We start from the raw sequence: 15,293 nt of genomic DNA on the forward strand, positions 1-15,293 counted from the left end.
GCAGAATATCGGCGGCATGAAGACGAAATCCCGTTTTCTTCGCGAGCCGGTCGAGCCGTTCGTCGTCCAGCCTGACGCGGCGGCCGACGACCTGCTGGCGCGCATGGAGCGCATTTCGTTTCAGGGGCGCAATCTCGCCACCGCGCGGCGCATCTGGGAAAAGATGCTCCACAGCGACTGCACGGTCTTCATGGGAATCGCGGGCGCGCTCAGCGCCGGCGGCTTGCGGCTGATCGTCAGCCATCTCATCGCCCATCGCTATATCGACTGCCTGGTGTCGACCGGCGCCAACCTCTACCACGACCTGCACGAGACCCGCGGCCGCCACCACTACCTCGGGTCGCCGCACGAGGACGATGCGGCGCTGCAGGCCGAGCACATCGACCGCGTCTACGACACCTACGCGCGCGAAGAGGAGTTCTGCGACAACGACGAGTGGATCGCCTCGTTCGCGTTGACGCTCGAGCGGCGCCCGTACAGCTCGCGCGAGTTTCTCTACCGGCTGGGCGAGTACCTCTGGCAGCAGACCGGACAGGAGGGCATCCTGACCGCGGCCTACAAGGCGAACGTCCCGATTTTCTGTCCGGCGATTGCCGATTCCTCGATCGGGATGGGGCTGTCGCAGGCCCGGCACCGCGACCAGACCGCCGGCGCCGTCGACGTCATCGCCGACATCGTCGAGTCGGCCAACATCGTGATCCGCCATCCGCGGACCGCCTCGGTCGTGCTGGGCGGCGGCACGCCGAAGAATTTCATCAACCAGGCCAGCGTGCAGGCCGAGTTCTTCGACGACCGCGTCGGCGGACATCGCTATGCCCTGCAGATCGTCACCGACGTACCGCACTTCGGGGGCGCCTCCGGCTCGAGTCTCGAGGAGGCGCGCAGCTGGGGCAAGCTGGCGACCGACGCTGAACAGGTGACCGTTCACGCCGACGCGACCGTCGCGATGCCGCTGCTCGTCAGCGCGCTGGGCGCGTCGGCGGCCTCGGCGCTTGCCGCACGAAAACCGATGCGCTTCGATCTGTCCGGCCCGGCGCTCGTGATCAACGGCCGGCCGCTGCCCGTGGCGCGCTTCGAGACCCGCTGACTGTATGGAGCTTCCCTTCTCGTACGACCACGCCGACGCCCTCGTCTTCGGGGGCGCGCTGCCGACGCGGCGACCCTTCGACGACGCTCGGGTCGTGATCCTGCCGGTGCCGGTCGACCGGACCACGTCTTACGTCGGCGGCACCCGCAACGGCCCGCACGAAATCCTGCAGGCTTCCTCGCACATGGAGCTGTGGGACGAGGAGATGCGCGCCGACGTGCATGCCGTCGGCATCTGCACGCTGCCCGAGATGGAGCTGCCGTTCGGCGAGATGCAGGCCGTCGTCGACGAGATCGAGCGCGTTGCCTACGAGATTGTCGGCCGCGACAAGTTTCTCGTCGCCATCGGCGGCGAACATTCGATCACGCCGCCGCTCGTCTCGGCGGTGGCGCGCCGGCATCCTGATCTGACCGTGCTCCAGATCGACGCGCACGCCGACATGCGCGACGCCTACATGGGGACGCCGCACAATCACGCCTGTGCCATGCGCCGGGCGCGGGAGCTCGCGCGCGTGACGCAGGTCGGGATCCGCAGCCTCTCGACCGAGGAAGCCGAGGTGCTCCCCCGTCTCGACACAACCGTTTTCTACGACTTCGACATGCGCAGCAATCCGAAGTGGATCGACGCAGTCGTCGACTCGCTCGGTCCCGATGTCTACGTGACCGTCGACGTTGACGGCCTCGACCCGGCGATCATGCCCTCCACCGGCACCCCTGAGCCCGGCGGCCTGGCGTGGCAGGAAATTACCGCGCTGCTGCGCGCGACGGCGGAGCGCCGGAACGTCGTGGCCGCCGACGTCGTCGAGCTCAGCCCGATTCCCGGCCTGGTGGCGCCGAACTTCCTCTGTGCCAAGTTGATCTACAAGCTCCTCACCTATCGGTTCCTCAAGGATCCGCGCGCCAAGCGGGGGTGAGCTAGCGGCGAGTTTGCCCCCGCCGGGTTGATTGCGCAGTTGTGCGCACTCCTGGCTCTCGAGAGCTTCCCTCGCGGTTGTATACCTCGTATACTGCCGCCGTGACCCTCGCCGAGGTCTTCGTCACCGCGACTGACGCCCTTCGTCAGGGTCGCGGCGCCGACGCCGCGGCCGTCCTCGTCCGCGCCCTGAAGCTGCCTGGCCTGACCAGGGACGAGGCCGTCCAGGTTCGCTGCGCCCTCGCCGAAGCCTGGCTTCAGCAGGACGACGTGCGGCAAGCGGCCGAGACGCTGGGCGAGCCGCCGCAGGAGCGCGAGCGGCTGCACCCGCTCCGGCTCTCCGACCTCTGGCGGCTGCACGCGCGTATGGCGATGGGGCGCGGCGAGCCGTCGCGTGCCATCGCACTGCTCGGCCGCGCGCTGAAACAGGCCGAGCGCGCCCACGATTCGCGCGCGATCGGTCTGACGCACTACGAGCTCGGGCTCTGCTACCGCCACGTCGGCGACACCGCCATCGTCCGCGACCACATCGCGCAGGCGGCGTCGGCGCTGCACGCGGCTGGCGATCACCGCAATCTCGCGCTGGTCCACTCGTTGAGCGGCGTGTCGCTGGCGCAGGAGGGGCGCCTCGACGAAGCGATGGCGGCGCTGCGCCAGGCCGAGCGGCTCGCGCTGATGGTGCGGGCCGGCGACGTCGTCGCCACCGTCAGCGGCAATCAGGCGAACGTGGCAATGATGCAGCATCGCCACGATCAGGCGCTGGCGCTCGCCGAGCGCAGCGTCGAGCTGCAGGAGGACTCGGGGACCCCGCACGGGCTGGGCATCGCGCTCGCGTCGCTCGGTCAAATCAGCGTGCGGCTCGGCAATCTCCGCCGCGCCGAGCAGGCCTTGAACCGGGCGCTCGACGTGCGCAGCCCGCTCCAGTTCATGCGCGAGACGACCGGGGCCGTGTTCGACACGCTCGCGCAGATTCACCTCATCCGCGGCGAATACGACGAGGCAAGCCGCTGCCTGCAGCGGTCGCTCGAGGCCTACGGCGAGGCGAGCCGCTGGTATCACTGGTCGGTCCGGGTGATCGAGGCGCGCGTTGCTCTGCGCCGCGGCGACGCGGCGGAGGCGCTGGTGGCGGCGACCGAGATTGTGCGGGCCGCCGATGCGCCGCCCGCCTACGCCACTCAGGCGGAGCTCATCGCGGTCGAGGCGCTGCTTGCCGAAGGGCGCGTGGCCGATGCCGACGGGCGGCTCAACGCGGCGGGCATCACCCTCGCGGCGGGCGGCATGGGCAGCACCTCAGGAGAGTTCTTGCGGCTGCGCGGCCGCGTGCACGCGATGACCGGGCGAACGACAGAGGCGTACCACGATTTCGGACAGAGCGTGAGTGTCTTCGATCTGCTCGGCGAGCGCTACCAGGCGGGTGTGAGCTACCGCGAGCTCGGGAAACTCGCGGGCGCTTCGGGCGCGCGATCGCGCGCCGCGCGCTATCTGGGCGATGCGATCGCGATCTTCGAGTCGCTCGATGCGCGGCCCGACCTCGCCGAAACCCGCACGGCGTTAGCCGAACTGCCGTCGGCGGCGACCGGGCCGTTCCTCGGCGCAGGCGTCGACGGCGACGCCGCGATCGTCCGGCGGCTGGTCGACGCCGCGGTGACGCCGGCGTTGCTGGCCAGAGAAGGGGCCACGGCGCTTCTGGAGGCGTGCGACGGCCAGGCGTCTGTCGTCTTCTTGCGTGCCGGACGCGGCGACGTCGTCGTGTCGGCGGCGGCCGGCTGCGACGTGGACACGGCGCGCGGCGTGGCCGCCGCCGCCGCGCGGATCCCCGGGACGGGGCGTGCCCCGCTGCTGCTGGTCGAGGCGATTGGCCACGAGGGCACGACGCCGCGCTTCGCGCTGGTGTCGTCCAGCCGCCCGTTCGCGGTCCCGACGATGCAGCGATTTCGCACGCTCTGTGCGGTACTTCGTCAAGGCTTCGAGCTGTGTTCGGCGCGCGACCGCCCCGCGGAGCCGTCGGCCGGCACACTCGAACGCTCGCTCGAACCGCTGCTTCCGGGCTTCGTCTGCGCCAGTAGCGCCATGCAGCGGGTGGCCGACCAGATCCAGCGCCTCCAGGGCAGCGATCTCACCGTGCTGATCACCGGTGAATCAGGGACGGGCAAGGATCTCGTGGCGCGCGCCATCCACGCCGGCTCCCCGCGCGGACAGGCGACCTATCTTCCCTACAACTGCACGAGCGCCACGCGGGAGCTGGCCGACAGCCAGTTGTTCGGACATCGGCGCAGCAGCTTCACCGGCGCCGTCGCCGATCAGCCGGGAGTCATCCGCAGCGCGGGTGGCGGGACGATCTTCCTCGACGAAATCGGCGACCTGCCGCTGGACGTGCAGCCGAAGCTCCTGCGATTCCTGGAGCAGGGAGAGATCCTGCCGGTCGGCGAGACGCGCCCGATCCGCGTCGACGTGCGCGTCGTGGCCGCCACCAACGCCGATCTGGAGCAGCGCGTCGCTGAGGGCAAATTCCGGGAGGACCTTTTTTACCGCCTGAGCGTGATCCGGATTCACGTGCCGCCGCTGCGCGATCGACGCGAGGAGATTCCGCATCTCAGCACGTTCTTCCTGCGCGAAGCTGCCGAGCGGCTTGCCAAGCCCGACGTGCGCCTCAGCGCGGATACGCTGGATCTCTTCGACGTGTTCGGGTGGCCTGGCAACGTGCGCCAGCTTCGCAACGAGATTCACCGCGCCGTCGCGATGGCCCAGTCGGGCGGCACCATAACCCCGGACCTGCTGTCGCCGGTGTTCGCGGGCGGCGACGGCCCCACCCCCACGCGCGCCGCGCGCAATCTGACGCTCGCCGCCGCGGTGGAGCGGCTCGAACGCGAGCTGATCGAAGCGGCCCTGCACCGCAGCGGCGGCAACATCTCACAGACGGCCCGTGTCCTCGGGCTGACCAGACGCGGCCTCTATCTGAAGCTCGATCGCCTGGGTATCTCGGTCGGCGCGCGCGCCTGATCCGATTCAGGATGGATACGATATATCCAGTAATACCTGAGATTGAATACTTTGTATCCTATTTTACGCGGGCTGGCTGCGCTCAATGTAGAGCTGGTATCTTATTGTAATAGCTATGGTTAGCTGCGTCTGTCTCCTTGCGGTCCAGATCCGGCGCGCAGATTGATATAGGCCAGTGCGGACTTCCAGCCGGAGGGAGCACACATGGAACAGCGCCTACGACTCGTTCAGGGGGGACATCAGCCGCGCGCGGACCAGCGCGTGTCCGATCGTCGTCACGTCGTCGTCCCCGGGCAGATCGTGTGGAAGGACGCCCGTGGCAACACCAGGTTGGCGTCGGTGATGACCCGCGACGTCAGCGAATATGGGGTGTCGGTCGACTGCCTGAATGGCGCCGCCATCCCCCTGTATCGCCTGGTGTACTTCCAGATCGACCGGGATTCGCGGCACCACCCCGACCTGCCCGCGGCCCTGAAGAAGCCCAACGTGCTCTCGGCGGTATTCCGCGTCGGCGACGACAACCGCGCGATCGGCGGCCCTTCTGGTTATGCGCTGCGGCTGCTCGTCGAGCCGGCCCGTTCCGCGCAGCCGGTGGCCGCGCCGCAGGTCAGCCTGACGGCGTAGTCGCAGGCCGTCAACGTGCCTGCATGAGACTCGAGACGACTGGATATCATGTATCCAGAGCAACTCTAAGGGCCTGTCCGTTCTGAACGGTCAGGCCCTTTTCAGTTCCGCGAGCTTCTCTCTGGCTTCGGTGGCATAGACCGACTGTGGGAATTCGTTCGTCACGCGTGTGAACGCGCGCGACGCGTCATCGCGCTTACCGGCCACCAGGGCCGCGCGCCCCAACTGCATCAGGACACCGTCGACCGGCAGGCTCGAGTTGCTGTCGGTGGCGAGTGCCTGGAACGTGGTGACGGCCTCGGCTGCCTTGCCCTGCGCGAGACGCGCCTCGCCGACCCCAAGCTGTGCGGTGTAGTGATAAATGTTCCGCGTCGAGGTCTTGGCGACGACTTCCTGGTAGCGCTGCTCTGCTTCGCCGTTCCGGCCGAGCACGGCGAGCGTGGCGGCCAGACGGAAGCGCGCCGTGATGCCCGCATCGGTGTTCGGGTAGGCATCGGCTGCGGCCTGCAGACTCGGCAGCGAGGCTTCCGCGCGCTCGCGCTCGGTGCGGTAGGTGCCGGGCGCCTGAATCGGCGGCGCGCTGCCGGGGGCCGGTGGAGGCGGCGCGACGACCGGAGCCTCGGCAACCGCGAGAGCCGACGCCAGGAGCGCCGTAGCCTTGTTGTTGCGCGAGGCTCGGAACGCGAAGTAGCCGGCCGCCAGCAGCAGGACTGCCACGACCGCGATGATCGAGGTCGTAATCTCCGACTGCCGCTCGGCGACCACCTGGCGCGCCTGCGCGATCGTCCGCTCGAACTCGTTCTGTTTCAGCTTGTGACGTTCGGTTGATTTCATGGGTGAGAAAGAACGATTCTACCAGTATCCTGAGGCCCCACCAGGCCACGCGCCCGTAGCTCAGCAGGATAGAGCATCGGTTTCCTAAACCGGGGGTCGCAGGTTCGAGTCCTGCCGGGCGCACCAACTTTCCCGACGCCGCTCAGTACTGCAGCACGGCACGCACCGGCTCACCCGGCAGCTTCGCGCGTCCTTCAAGCGCGAGGAGCTCGATGAGAAAAGACACGCCGCGCACGTCGCCCCCGAGCTGTCGCACCAGATCCAGCGTGGCGCGCGCGGTCCCCCCGGTCGCGAGCAGATCGTCGACCACGAGCACCGTCTGTCCGGGTTCGATGGCGTCGCTGTGGATCTCGAGGCTGTCGGTCCCGTACTCCAGCGCATAGCTGGCGCGGATGGTCTTCGACGGCAGCTTGCCGACCTTGCGCACCGGCACGAAACCGGCGCCGATCCGGTCGGCGACAGCCGATCCGAGAATGAAGCCGCGGCTCTCGATGCCGACGACGACCGAGATGCCTTGTCCGCTGTACGGCTCCGCCATGGCGTCGATCGCCAGCCTGAACCCCTGCGGGTCGCGCAGCAGCGTGGTGACGTCGTAGAACAGGATGCCCGGTTTCGGGAAATCAGGAACGTGACGGATGCGGCTCTTGAGTGCGTCCATTAGCGAATCTCGAACTCCGTGAAGCGCCCGGCGGGCGGATGGTCTTCGGTGACGAAGGTCTCGACGCGCGCCGACGCCGGCCCGCGCCGGAGCGCGGCCTCGAGCCGCTGCAGCGACTCCGCGTCTCCCTCGGCGAACGCCTCGACGGCGCCGTCGGGCAGGTTGCGCACCCACCCGTGAATCCCTTCGCGCGCGGCGGCGTCATGCGTGAACCAGCGGAACCCGACGCCCTGCACACGTCCGGTGATCAGAAACCGTCGGGCCGTCCGCATGAGAACGCAGGATTATATCCCGCTCCGCTCGACCGAGACTTCCAACAGGCCGACCGGTTCGTCGTGCGCGACGAACACCCTGTCTGGCTCGAGTGCGAGCTCGAGGAGATCGACCGGCCGGTACGGCCGCTCCTGCAGCGTCAGCGTGACCTGCGCGATGTCCTGATAGCTCACCAGCAGCACGTCGGCCATCGCACGCAGCGTGTCGAGCGCGGAGGGTCCCGTGTGCCACGCGAAGGTGTCGACGATCGCCTGTCGGATGCCGATCCGATACGGCGCGAAGGCGATCTCGCCGCCCGAGTAGCTCCAGCGTGCGCCCAGCGCCGCCACGTAGAGGCGCGGCGGCGCGTCGGACGCTGTCTCCGAGGACGTGCGGCCTGGCGCCGCGGGCTTGAAGGGACCCGTGCGCAGCAGCACGAGATTCTCGAGGCCGGCCTGTACCGCGACGCGAGTGCCGCTACCCACGACGACCGCCGTGCGCCGCTCGGCACCCGCTGGCGTGAAGGCTTGTCCCTGCGCCTTGCCGCCGGCGTCGAGCCGCGTCCACGGCTGTTCGGCGATCTCCACCCGCGCGCGGCCGATCGAGCTGTGGGCGCCGAGGACGTGCTCGCAGATCGCAATCGCGAGCGTCTCGACCGGCGCCGACCCCTCGTGATCGCGCACGACGCGGTGCACGAGGTTCTTCACGGTTTCCCCGGGGACCATCGCGTCGAGCCGTCCTTCGAAACGCAGTCCGATCGTCAGGTCGTGCGGATCGTGACGATCGCCGCGTGCGACAACCCGCAACATGCGCAGGTGCGATTCGCCGTAGCTGCTGGTTTCGCGGTCGGGATGCATGCGCTCATCCTACTTGGCCGTCCAGGACCTATCTCAGAAATACGGTCTCGATGAGTCCAAGGGGCGGCCTGCGGCTGAGGCTGACCGGCTGGCCGCGGCAGGCAGTACGTAATCATTGACCCACCAAAACCGGCACGCGCCGTGCTGTTCCGGTGTCGAGGAGGCAAGGGATGCTGTTTACGATTGCGGTGATTTTGCTGGTGCTGTGGCTGCTCGGTCTGGTCAGCGGGTACACGCTCGGCAACTTCATCTATGTGCTGCTTGTGATCGCGCTCGTGCTGTTCGTGGTCGGGCTGGTCAGCGGCCGGCGAACGGTCTAGGCGCATACACCAGTCAAGCCGTTGGCCGCGGGCCAATGGCTTGGCTGAAACGGCCGGCCGTTCGACCTGGAAGCTCGTTGGCCAGGCCGATTTCGGCCGTTTTTTGTTGCGGACACGTGCGTTGCTGAGGTATCGATCCCGGACGAGGTCGACATCTCCAAGTCCCAACCGAGCCCGACCCCGGCCGGAGCAGTCCGCGCCACGCCGGCCCTCGTATGTGCGCGATGCAGCTGCCGACTGGAATGTGTCGAGCAGAACCGCCGTTCGGGAAGCTGGCTCGGGTCGCTGATCTGCCCAAACTGCCGCTCCGAATACCTGTATGCATATCGCTGGGGGCGTCTTCTGAGATGGCACTGAACGGGTGCCACATCCTTCCGCGTGCTATCGTACGGGCTACACATGAAAGGAGCTGGCATGTCCCGATGGTTCACCCTAACGGCCGCCGCGACCTTTGCATGCCTCACTGGAACCATGACGTTCGCCCAGGACCCGTCCGCACCCGTCGAGCTCAAAGTTGGTGACAAAGCCCCGGAATTCAGTCTTCCGGGTACCGACGGCAAGACGTACACGCTGGCCGACCTCAAGGGCAAGTTCGTCGTCCTCTCCTGGTTCCCGAAGGCATTCACAGGTGGTTGAACGGCTGAATGCAACTCGCTCCGTGAGAGCGGGGAACTGATTCGCAAGTTCGACGTGGCCTACTTCATGGTCAGCGTCGACACACCTGAAGACAACAAAGCGTTCGCCGAGAAAGAGCACGCGGACTTCGTCATGCTGAGCGATCCGGGCCGTAAGGTGGCCCCGCTCTACGGCGTCCTCGGCACGCCGAGCGCGGCGCAGCCCGACGCACCGACCTTCGCGAAACGGTGGTCGTTCTACATCGGCCCGGACGGAAAGATCCTGCTCGTCGACAAGACGGGCGCCAACCAGACGCAAAAGGCCGGCGAGACACTGCTCGCGCACCTCAAGGAGCTCGGCGTTCCCGAAAAGAAGTAGCCGCCGCGCTACTCGATGACGACGACCTCATGGTCGTCGATCGCGTTCACTCTGAAGGCCGCCCTGTCGTTCGACAGAGCGGCCTTTGCTGTTTGTCCCGCCACCAGGAGCCGCACCGATCCGGCGGCGCTGGCGAGGCGCTCGTGCATCACCGTCACGTCGAACGGTCCGACGCGGATGAGTTCGTCGAGCGGCGCGCGCCACGTCGCCTCGCTGGTCAGGTTGACGAGATGCAGGATCAGCCGTCCCGGCTGCTCGTACAGGTGGCTGTCGATGAGACCCGTGCCGCTGAACTCGAGCGGCAGGTCGCCGCGGGCGGCCCAGCGCGCGATGTTGCCAAGGAGCCGCGCGTGGTCCGGCAGGTGTTCGGACGCATACCGTCGATCGAGATCCGCCGGCAGGTACGCCACGCGGCCGCTTCCCCGCTCCGATAGGACAATGCCGGGAATGTCCGTCGAGGGCACGCGCATCCAGGCCGTCTCCGGCGGATAGGTCGGAAACGGCGGGACGAAGGTCGCGGCGACCCGTGCGCCCGCGTCGACACGGAGTGGCCCCAGCGTGCTCCCCAACGCCACGACGTCGGTATCCTCGAAGCCGCGCAGGATTTCATGGCGTGATCGCGCGTCGGTCGGCAGTCGCAGATACGTGTGCAGACTGCCGGTCGCACGCGGCGTCCGGGCGCCGAGCGGCGCCGCGGCGCGATGACAGCCGAAGAGATCGGCGAGCGCGAAGTCGGGCCGTGGGTCGCCGTGCTCGTCGTAGAGGCCGGTGTCGCCCGTCGCCACGATCGAGCCGCCGCCTTCGACGAACCGCCGCAGCGCGGCCGCCTGCGCGTCAGAGAGCGCGCCGATGTTGGGCAAGATAAGGGTGCGAATCGCCACGTGACGGTCGACACGATCCAGGTGTATCGGCAGATACGGAATGCGGGCGCGGACCAGCGCGTGCATCCAGCCGGTATAGGGAGCGTCGACCCGCGTCTCGGGATCGTCCCGGCCGAAGAAATCCGTGTTGCGCTGCGACCAGACGAGCCCCACGGTGGCCACCGGCGACCGGTTCACGAGATACCGCTCGTGCGTCTTGTGCCAGCGCATGATCGGTTCCGCGGTGTCGTACATCCTCCTGTCTTCAGCTGTGGCTCCGACGTGATGCCACCACGGCTGGATGCCCCCGGCGATGCCCGCGATCATCCACATCCGCGCTTCAGCCGCGGGCTTGGCAGCGACCCGGTAGTAGCCGGGGCCTGATTGGTACATCGCCATCGACTCGGGCGCGAGCGCGTCCCAGCCGATCAGCCCGTGGACGCGCTTGCCCGTGTCGCCGTTCTGCTGGAATCCCGTGTCGTCGTCTCGGCGCTGGTGATCGAGCATCATGATCGCGGCGCGGCCGCCGATGTCCGCGAGATCGCGGAACGACCGCGCCTGCGCGGTGACCGACCCGCTGTTCATGCCGGCCCAGACGCAGTCGGGGCCGCCCGCCTGGCGGGTGACGCGATTGTTGAAATCCCACAGCTCGGTCCGCCGCTCGTAGCTCCAGATGATCCACTCGCGGTAGGCCGGCGCGTTCCAGTCGGCTTCGCCCGGCAGATCCTTGCCCGCGCGCGCGCGAAAGGCGCGGGCGCAGTTGTCGCAATGGCAGATGCTTTCTCGGCCGAGCCCCGCCCAGCTGTTGTCGGTGAATCCGTCCGGACGGCTCCGCCCGATGATCTCGCGCAGGATTGCGGGGAGGTATTCGCTGTAGTACGGGCTGTTGATGCAGGCGACGTACTTGTCGGCGGCCCGAATCGGCAGGCCGTCGCGATCGCGTGCGAACCAGTCGGGATGCGCCTGGAAGAAATCCTCAGCCGCGCGATTCGAGTCCATCCGCGCCACCACGAAGAGCCCGTCGCCGTGCGCGGCGGTCGTCAATTCGCCGAGGAGGTCGCGCCCGTTGAGGAATTCCGCACGATGCTGCAGGGGGAACCGGCTGGGATAGTAGGCGACGATGCCGCCGGCATTGATGATGACGGCCTGTACCTCGGTACGCTTCCAGTAGGCGCGCCACCAGTCGATGTCGTAGCGGATCGGATCCTTCTCGGTGATGTTGGTCTGGCCCCATCGGTAGGCGCGGCGGTACCAGGGCGACTGTCCCGTCTGCGGCGCCAGCGCGAGTGCGGCGGTCGTTCCGATGAACTCGCGCCGCGTCAATCCGCCGCGTTCGTCCGTCATGGCGCGGAGTATACTCGCGCGCATGACGACGCTGTCACGCCGCGCATTTCTCGGGGCGTCGGCAGCCGCGCCGCTGGCGCTCGCGTCTGCCCTGCACGGCGCGCGCGACGTGCCGGTCGGGCTCGAGCTCTACTCGGTGCGCACCGAGCTGGCGAAGGATCTGCTCGGCACGGTCGCGGCCGTCGGGAAGATGGGCTACACGATCGTCGAGTTCTACGCGCCATATCTCGACTGGACGCCCGACAAGGCGAAAGACGTGCGGCGGGTCCTCGACGACAGCGGTCTGGTCTGTCACTCGACGCACAACAACGGTCCGTCGTTCACCGCCGACGGCCTGAAGAAGGCGATCGAGCTGAACCAGATCATCGGCAGCCGCGCCGTGATCATGGCCAGCGCGCCGCGCTCCACGACGATCGACGCGTGGAAAGCGGTCGCCGATCAGCTGACCGCGACCGCGGCGCAGCTCACGCCGCTAGGCATGGCGACCGGCTACCACAATCACCAGATCGAATGGCAGCCGGTGGACGGCACGCGGCCGATCGACGTGCTTGCCGCCAACACGCCGAAGAACGTCGTCCTGCAGTTCGACGTCGGCACCTGCGTCGAAGTCGGCGCCGATCCGATCGCGTGGATCACCACGAATCCAGGCCGCATCAAGAGCGTGCACTGCAAAGACTGGTCGGCGTCGGCCGGCTACCACGCCGCGTTCGGCGAAGGAGACGCCCCGTGGAAGGCGATCTTCGCCGCCGCCGAGGCCGCCGGTGGCGTCGAGTACTACCTGATCGAACAGGAGACAGGCAACGAGCAGGGCGGCGAGCTGCCCATGGCTCGCCGTTGTCTGGACAACTGGAAGCGGCTCGCCCACTGAAGACTGCCGTCTGCAGTCTTCAATCCGACAAACCGAAGCTCACCGTCACCGTCATCACCACTTCGATCGGCTTGCCGTTGAGCAGCGTCGGCGAGAAGCGCCACTGGCGGACGGCGTCGATGGCTGCGCTCGCGAAGTCGGGATGGGTCTGCGTGCTCACCACGTGGACGGCCGACACCGATCCGTCTGGCGCGATCGTGGCCTCGATCTGCACGTCCGCTTCCCGTCCCGCGGCGCGCATCGACTCGGGGTATACCGGCTTGACGTCGCGCACCTTCATCGGCGCGCGGAGGTTGCCGCCGACGCGAATCGGCGCGGGCCCCACGGCTGCCGCTGCCGGCGGAGTTCGCGTCGCGCTGACGTGAATGGTTTCGCGCACCGTGCCGACCGGCAGCGTCACGGCGCGATCCCAGTCGGACGCGGTCGTCAGGTCGAAGTCCTCATGCAGGTTGTGGAAGCCGGGCACCGCTGCCGAGAGGGAGTAGTGGCCCGCCGGAATGCCCGGAAACGCAAAATGACCCGCGCCGTCGGTCGTCGCCTGCACGCCCGGCCCCTGCGGCGCGCTGAGCGTAAGGGCGACACCGGGCAGGACGCCGCCCGATGGGTCGTAGACGCTGCCCGAGAGCGCGGCGGGCGGCGCCTGCGCGGCGTGCAGCACCGCGACGACGCACGCCACCGCCACGAGGGCGGTGCCGTAGGCGACAGCCGTGCGGCGAGAAAGGGGACGGCGATCGAGATGGCTGTTCAACATGGCAGCGATTCTCCTTTCGAAGGCAGATGGGTGGGCCACCGGCAGGGCCGGCATCCACGCCGACCAGGATGGCCGGCGGCAGAGACGGGCCAGCGCGATGAGGTGGCTGGCGTACTCGGGCGGGTCGATGCCCCGCTGCAGCGCCGCATCGTCGCAGGCCTGTTCGCTCTCACGCCGCAGCTGGCGGCACGCGATCCAGGCCAGCGGATGAAACCACAGCGCGGCGAGTACGACCTGTGATGCGATCTGCACGGCCCAGTCGGCGCGCGCCACGTGCGCGAGCTCGTGCGCCAACACGGCGTGGATGCGCGCGTCATCCCACGAAGACGCTCCCGGTGGCAGCAGGACGCGTGCCGGCCGAAGTCCCCACGTGGCGACGACGAATGGCGACGTGCCTTCGATCAGCACGACGCCGCGCCGGAGTCCGTAGGCTGCGCCCACCGCCCGCGCGGTCTCGGTCCATGCCGGCGCTTCCACGCGGATGCCGCGAGCCGCGATCTGCCGCAGCCGGGAAACGCCGGCTACCAGCGTGCCGATCACGACGAGGAAACCCGCTGTCCACACGAGCGGCGCGATCGACCGCCTCGAGACGGACGGGACGCTATCGGCGGTTCTCGCCGTCGCGGCGGCGCGAGCGGCTGTCGGACTATCGATGGCTGCTGCTGGCACCGGCCGCGCCGGCACCGACATCGCGATCGTCCAGGACGGCAGCACCAGCGACGCGGGGACGACGAGCGCCGAGCACAGCAGCGTCACGGCGACGACGCTGTGGCGCAGCGCCGCCGACTGACGGACGAGCGCCGCGCGGAGCACGAGCCCGGCAGCGAGGACCGCGGACGTGCGAACGGCGAATTCCGCGATCATGGCTGCCCCCGCCGCGCCGCCTCGACGAGACGAACGATGCGATCGAGGTCGACGTCGGAAACACGCGCCCCTTCCCCGCCGACGAGCGCCGCGACGGCGTTGGCGGCCGAGCCGTCGAAGAAGGTGTCGACGAGATGACGCAGCGCCGATCGGCGTGCCGAGTGCCGCGGCACGGTCGGCATGTAGACGTAGCGGAGCCCGTGCTCCTCGTGGCGGACGTGGCCCTTCGCCTCCAGCACGCGCAGCTGCGTGCGCACGGTGGAGTCGGCAGGGGCGCCGTCGAGCCGGACGCGGATCTCGGCGGCGGTCGCGCGTCCGAGCTTGTAGAGCGCGTCCATAATCTGGCGCTCGCGCTTGGTCAGGTGCGGGGCGGTGTTGCGGGACATGTTATTTTTATAACTAACATGCGATGTAAATAACACGACTCCGCCTGCCCTGTCAACGCCTCGCGACGGCCGGTATATGCTACGCACATGCGTAGTAGTTCGGCGCTCGCCCTCGTGCTTGGATTCACTGCCGCGACCGTTGCGTCGCAGGCCCCCTCATCGTCCGCCGCCGTCGACCCGTCCGCGGCCATGCACTGGCGCGAAATCGGTCCGACCCGCGCCGGGCGCGCCCGCGCCGTCGCCGGCGTGCCCTCGCAGCCCAACGTCGCCTATGCGGGCTTCGACAACGGCGGCGTCTGGCGGACGACCGACTATGGCTCGACGTGGCAGCCGCTCTTCGATCGCGAATCCACCGGATCGATTGGCGCCATCGCCGTCGCGCCCTCCGACCCGAACGTCATCTACGTCGGCACCGGCGCCGGCATCATCCGCCCCGATCTGGCCACCGGCGACGGCGTCTACAAGTCGACCGACGCCGGCAGGACCTGGGCACATCTCGGCCTGCCCGACACCCAGATGATCGCGCACATCGACGTCTCGCAGCGCGATCCGAATACGATGTTCGTCGCCGCGCTTGGCCATCCCTATGGCCCGAACGCCGAGCGCGGCGTCTTCCGGACGACCGACGGCGGGCGCACCTTCCAGAAGGTCCTTTACAAGGACGAGTACACGAGCAGCGACGA

General features: G+C 68.3%; 15 protein-coding genes and 1 tRNA gene. 9 read left to right on the forward strand and 7 right to left on the reverse strand.

What is annotated here, in order from left to right:
- Positions 1–16 precede the first annotated feature (16 nt).
- The 4 genes from VGI12_02310 (at position 17) to VGI12_02325 (ending at position 5,623) form a co-directional block, all read left to right on the forward strand.
- Positions 17–1,087, forward strand: a complete 1,071-nt coding sequence (locus tag VGI12_02310) for a deoxyhypusine synthase family protein (protein ID HEY2431477.1) — start codon at positions 17–19, stop codon at positions 1,085–1,087.
- Between the two features lie 4 nt (positions 1,088–1,091).
- The gene (gene speB, locus VGI12_02315; GenBank protein HEY2431478.1) at positions 1,092–2,000 is read left to right on the forward strand and encodes an agmatinase; all 909 of its coding nucleotides are present in this window, start codon (positions 1,092–1,094) and stop codon (positions 1,998–2,000) included.
- Between the two features lie 101 nt (positions 2,001–2,101).
- Positions 2,102–4,999: a sigma 54-interacting transcriptional regulator gene (locus VGI12_02320; protein ID HEY2431479.1), complete on the forward strand. Its 2,898-nt coding sequence runs from the start codon at positions 2,102–2,104 to the stop codon at positions 4,997–4,999.
- A 261-nt stretch (positions 5,000–5,260) separates the two neighbouring features.
- Entirely contained in the window at positions 5,261–5,623 is a 363-nt protein-coding gene (locus VGI12_02325) for a hypothetical protein (GenBank protein ID HEY2431480.1), read from the forward strand.
- Positions 5,624–5,713: 90 nt separating this feature from the next.
- Here VGI12_02325 and VGI12_02330 read toward each other — a convergent pair whose 3' ends face one another.
- Entirely contained in the window at positions 5,714–6,457 is a 744-nt protein-coding gene (locus VGI12_02330; GenBank protein ID HEY2431481.1) for a hypothetical protein, read from the reverse strand.
- A 49-nt stretch (positions 6,458–6,506) separates the two neighbouring features.
- On the opposite strand from VGI12_02330, the gene VGI12_02335 reads away from it, so the two are divergent.
- Positions 6,507–6,583, forward strand: a tRNA-Arg gene (locus tag VGI12_02335).
- A gap of 16 nt (positions 6,584–6,599) precedes the next feature.
- On the opposite strand, the gene VGI12_02340 is transcribed toward VGI12_02335, so the two are convergent.
- The 3 genes from VGI12_02340 to VGI12_02350 are packed head-to-tail and all read right to left on the reverse strand — an operon-like array spanning position 6,600 to position 8,224.
- The gene (locus tag VGI12_02340; GenBank protein HEY2431482.1) at positions 6,600–7,115 is read right to left on the reverse strand and encodes an adenine phosphoribosyltransferase; all 516 of its coding nucleotides are present in this window, start codon (positions 7,113–7,115) and stop codon (positions 6,600–6,602) included.
- Complete coding sequence (locus tag VGI12_02345; GenBank protein ID HEY2431483.1) at positions 7,115–7,387, reverse strand: acylphosphatase; 273 nt, start codon at positions 7,385–7,387, stop codon at positions 7,115–7,117. Before VGI12_02345 ends, VGI12_02340 begins: the two co-directional genes overlap by 1 nt.
- A gap of 12 nt (positions 7,388–7,399) precedes the next feature.
- Positions 7,400–8,224: a hypothetical protein gene (locus VGI12_02350; GenBank protein ID HEY2431484.1), complete on the reverse strand. Its 825-nt coding sequence runs from the start codon at positions 8,222–8,224 to the stop codon at positions 7,400–7,402.
- Between the two features lie 170 nt (positions 8,225–8,394).
- Here VGI12_02350 and VGI12_02355 point away from each other — a divergent pair, with 170 nt between their 5' ends.
- Entirely contained in the window at positions 8,395–8,544 is a 150-nt protein-coding gene (locus tag VGI12_02355) for a lmo0937 family membrane protein (protein ID HEY2431485.1), read from the forward strand.
- Between the two features lie 471 nt (positions 8,545–9,015).
- On the forward strand, positions 9,016–9,537 hold the full coding sequence (locus tag VGI12_02360) for a peroxiredoxin (protein HEY2431486.1): 522 nt from the start codon (positions 9,016–9,018) through the stop codon (positions 9,535–9,537).
- 8 nt (positions 9,538–9,545) lie between these two features.
- On the opposite strand, the gene VGI12_02365 is transcribed toward VGI12_02360, so the two are convergent.
- A complete protein-coding gene (locus VGI12_02365; GenBank protein ID HEY2431487.1) occupies positions 9,546–11,741 on the reverse strand; it encodes an alpha-amylase family protein in 2,196 nt (731 codons plus the stop codon).
- 22 nt (positions 11,742–11,763) lie between these two features.
- Between VGI12_02365 and VGI12_02370 the strand changes: the two genes are divergently transcribed.
- Positions 11,764–12,609, forward strand: a complete 846-nt coding sequence (locus tag VGI12_02370) for a sugar phosphate isomerase/epimerase (GenBank protein ID HEY2431488.1) — start codon at positions 11,764–11,766, stop codon at positions 12,607–12,609.
- A 19-nt stretch (positions 12,610–12,628) separates the two neighbouring features.
- Here VGI12_02370 and VGI12_02375 read toward each other — a convergent pair whose 3' ends face one another.
- Together VGI12_02375 and VGI12_02380 are read right to left on the reverse strand one after the other, a co-directional pair.
- Entirely contained in the window at positions 12,629–14,224 is a 1,596-nt protein-coding gene (locus tag VGI12_02375) for a M56 family metallopeptidase (protein ID HEY2431489.1), read from the reverse strand.
- Positions 14,221–14,610 (reverse strand): BlaI/MecI/CopY family transcriptional regulator, encoded by a 390-nt coding sequence (locus VGI12_02380; protein ID HEY2431490.1) that lies wholly within the window; start codon positions 14,608–14,610, stop codon positions 14,221–14,223. The genes VGI12_02375 and VGI12_02380 overlap by 4 nt, the downstream gene beginning before the upstream one ends.
- Before the next feature lie 87 nt (positions 14,611–14,697).
- Between VGI12_02380 and VGI12_02385 the strand changes: the two genes are divergently transcribed.
- On the forward strand, positions 14,698–15,293 hold a 596-nt coding region (locus tag VGI12_02385; protein ID HEY2431491.1), incomplete at its 3' end, for a hypothetical protein.

The organism is Vicinamibacterales bacterium (assembly GCA_036496585.1).
Classification (GTDB): Bacteria; Acidobacteriota; Vicinamibacteria; order Vicinamibacterales; family 2-12-FULL-66-21; genus JAICSD01.

What these genes read in the sequence shown, in the direction of transcription:
- VGI12_02310 (HEY2431477.1), top strand. Translation starts at nt 17, where the DNA reads ATGAAGACGAAATCCCGTTTTCTTCGCGAGCCGGTCGAGCCGTTCGTC.
- speB (HEY2431478.1), top strand. Translation starts at nt 1,092, where the DNA reads ATGGAGCTTCCCTTCTCGTACGACCACGCCGACGCCCTCGTCTTCGGG.
- VGI12_02330 (HEY2431481.1), bottom strand. Translation starts at nt 6,457, where the DNA reads ATGAAATCAACCGAACGTCACAAGCTGAAACAGAACGAGTTCGAGCGG.
- VGI12_02340 (HEY2431482.1), bottom strand. Translation starts at nt 7,115, where the DNA reads ATGGACGCACTCAAGAGCCGCATCCGTCACGTTCCTGATTTCCCGAAA.
- VGI12_02345 (HEY2431483.1), bottom strand. Translation starts at nt 7,387, where the DNA reads ATGCGGACGGCCCGACGGTTTCTGATCACCGGACGTGTGCAGGGCGTC.
- VGI12_02350 (HEY2431484.1), bottom strand. Translation starts at nt 8,224, where the DNA reads ATGCATCCCGACCGCGAAACCAGCAGCTACGGCGAATCGCACCTGCGC.
- VGI12_02355 (HEY2431485.1), top strand. Translation starts at nt 8,395, where the DNA reads ATGCTGTTTACGATTGCGGTGATTTTGCTGGTGCTGTGGCTGCTCGGT.
- VGI12_02365 (HEY2431487.1), bottom strand. Translation starts at nt 11,741, where the DNA reads ATGACGGACGAACGCGGCGGATTGACGCGGCGCGAGTTCATCGGAACG.
- VGI12_02370 (HEY2431488.1), top strand. Translation starts at nt 11,764, where the DNA reads ATGACGACGCTGTCACGCCGCGCATTTCTCGGGGCGTCGGCAGCCGCG.
- VGI12_02375 (HEY2431489.1), bottom strand. Translation starts at nt 14,224, where the DNA reads ATGATCGCGGAATTCGCCGTTCGCACGTCCGCGGTCCTCGCTGCCGGG.
- VGI12_02380 (HEY2431490.1), bottom strand. Translation starts at nt 14,610, where the DNA reads ATGTCCCGCAACACCGCCCCGCACCTGACCAAGCGCGAGCGCCAGATT.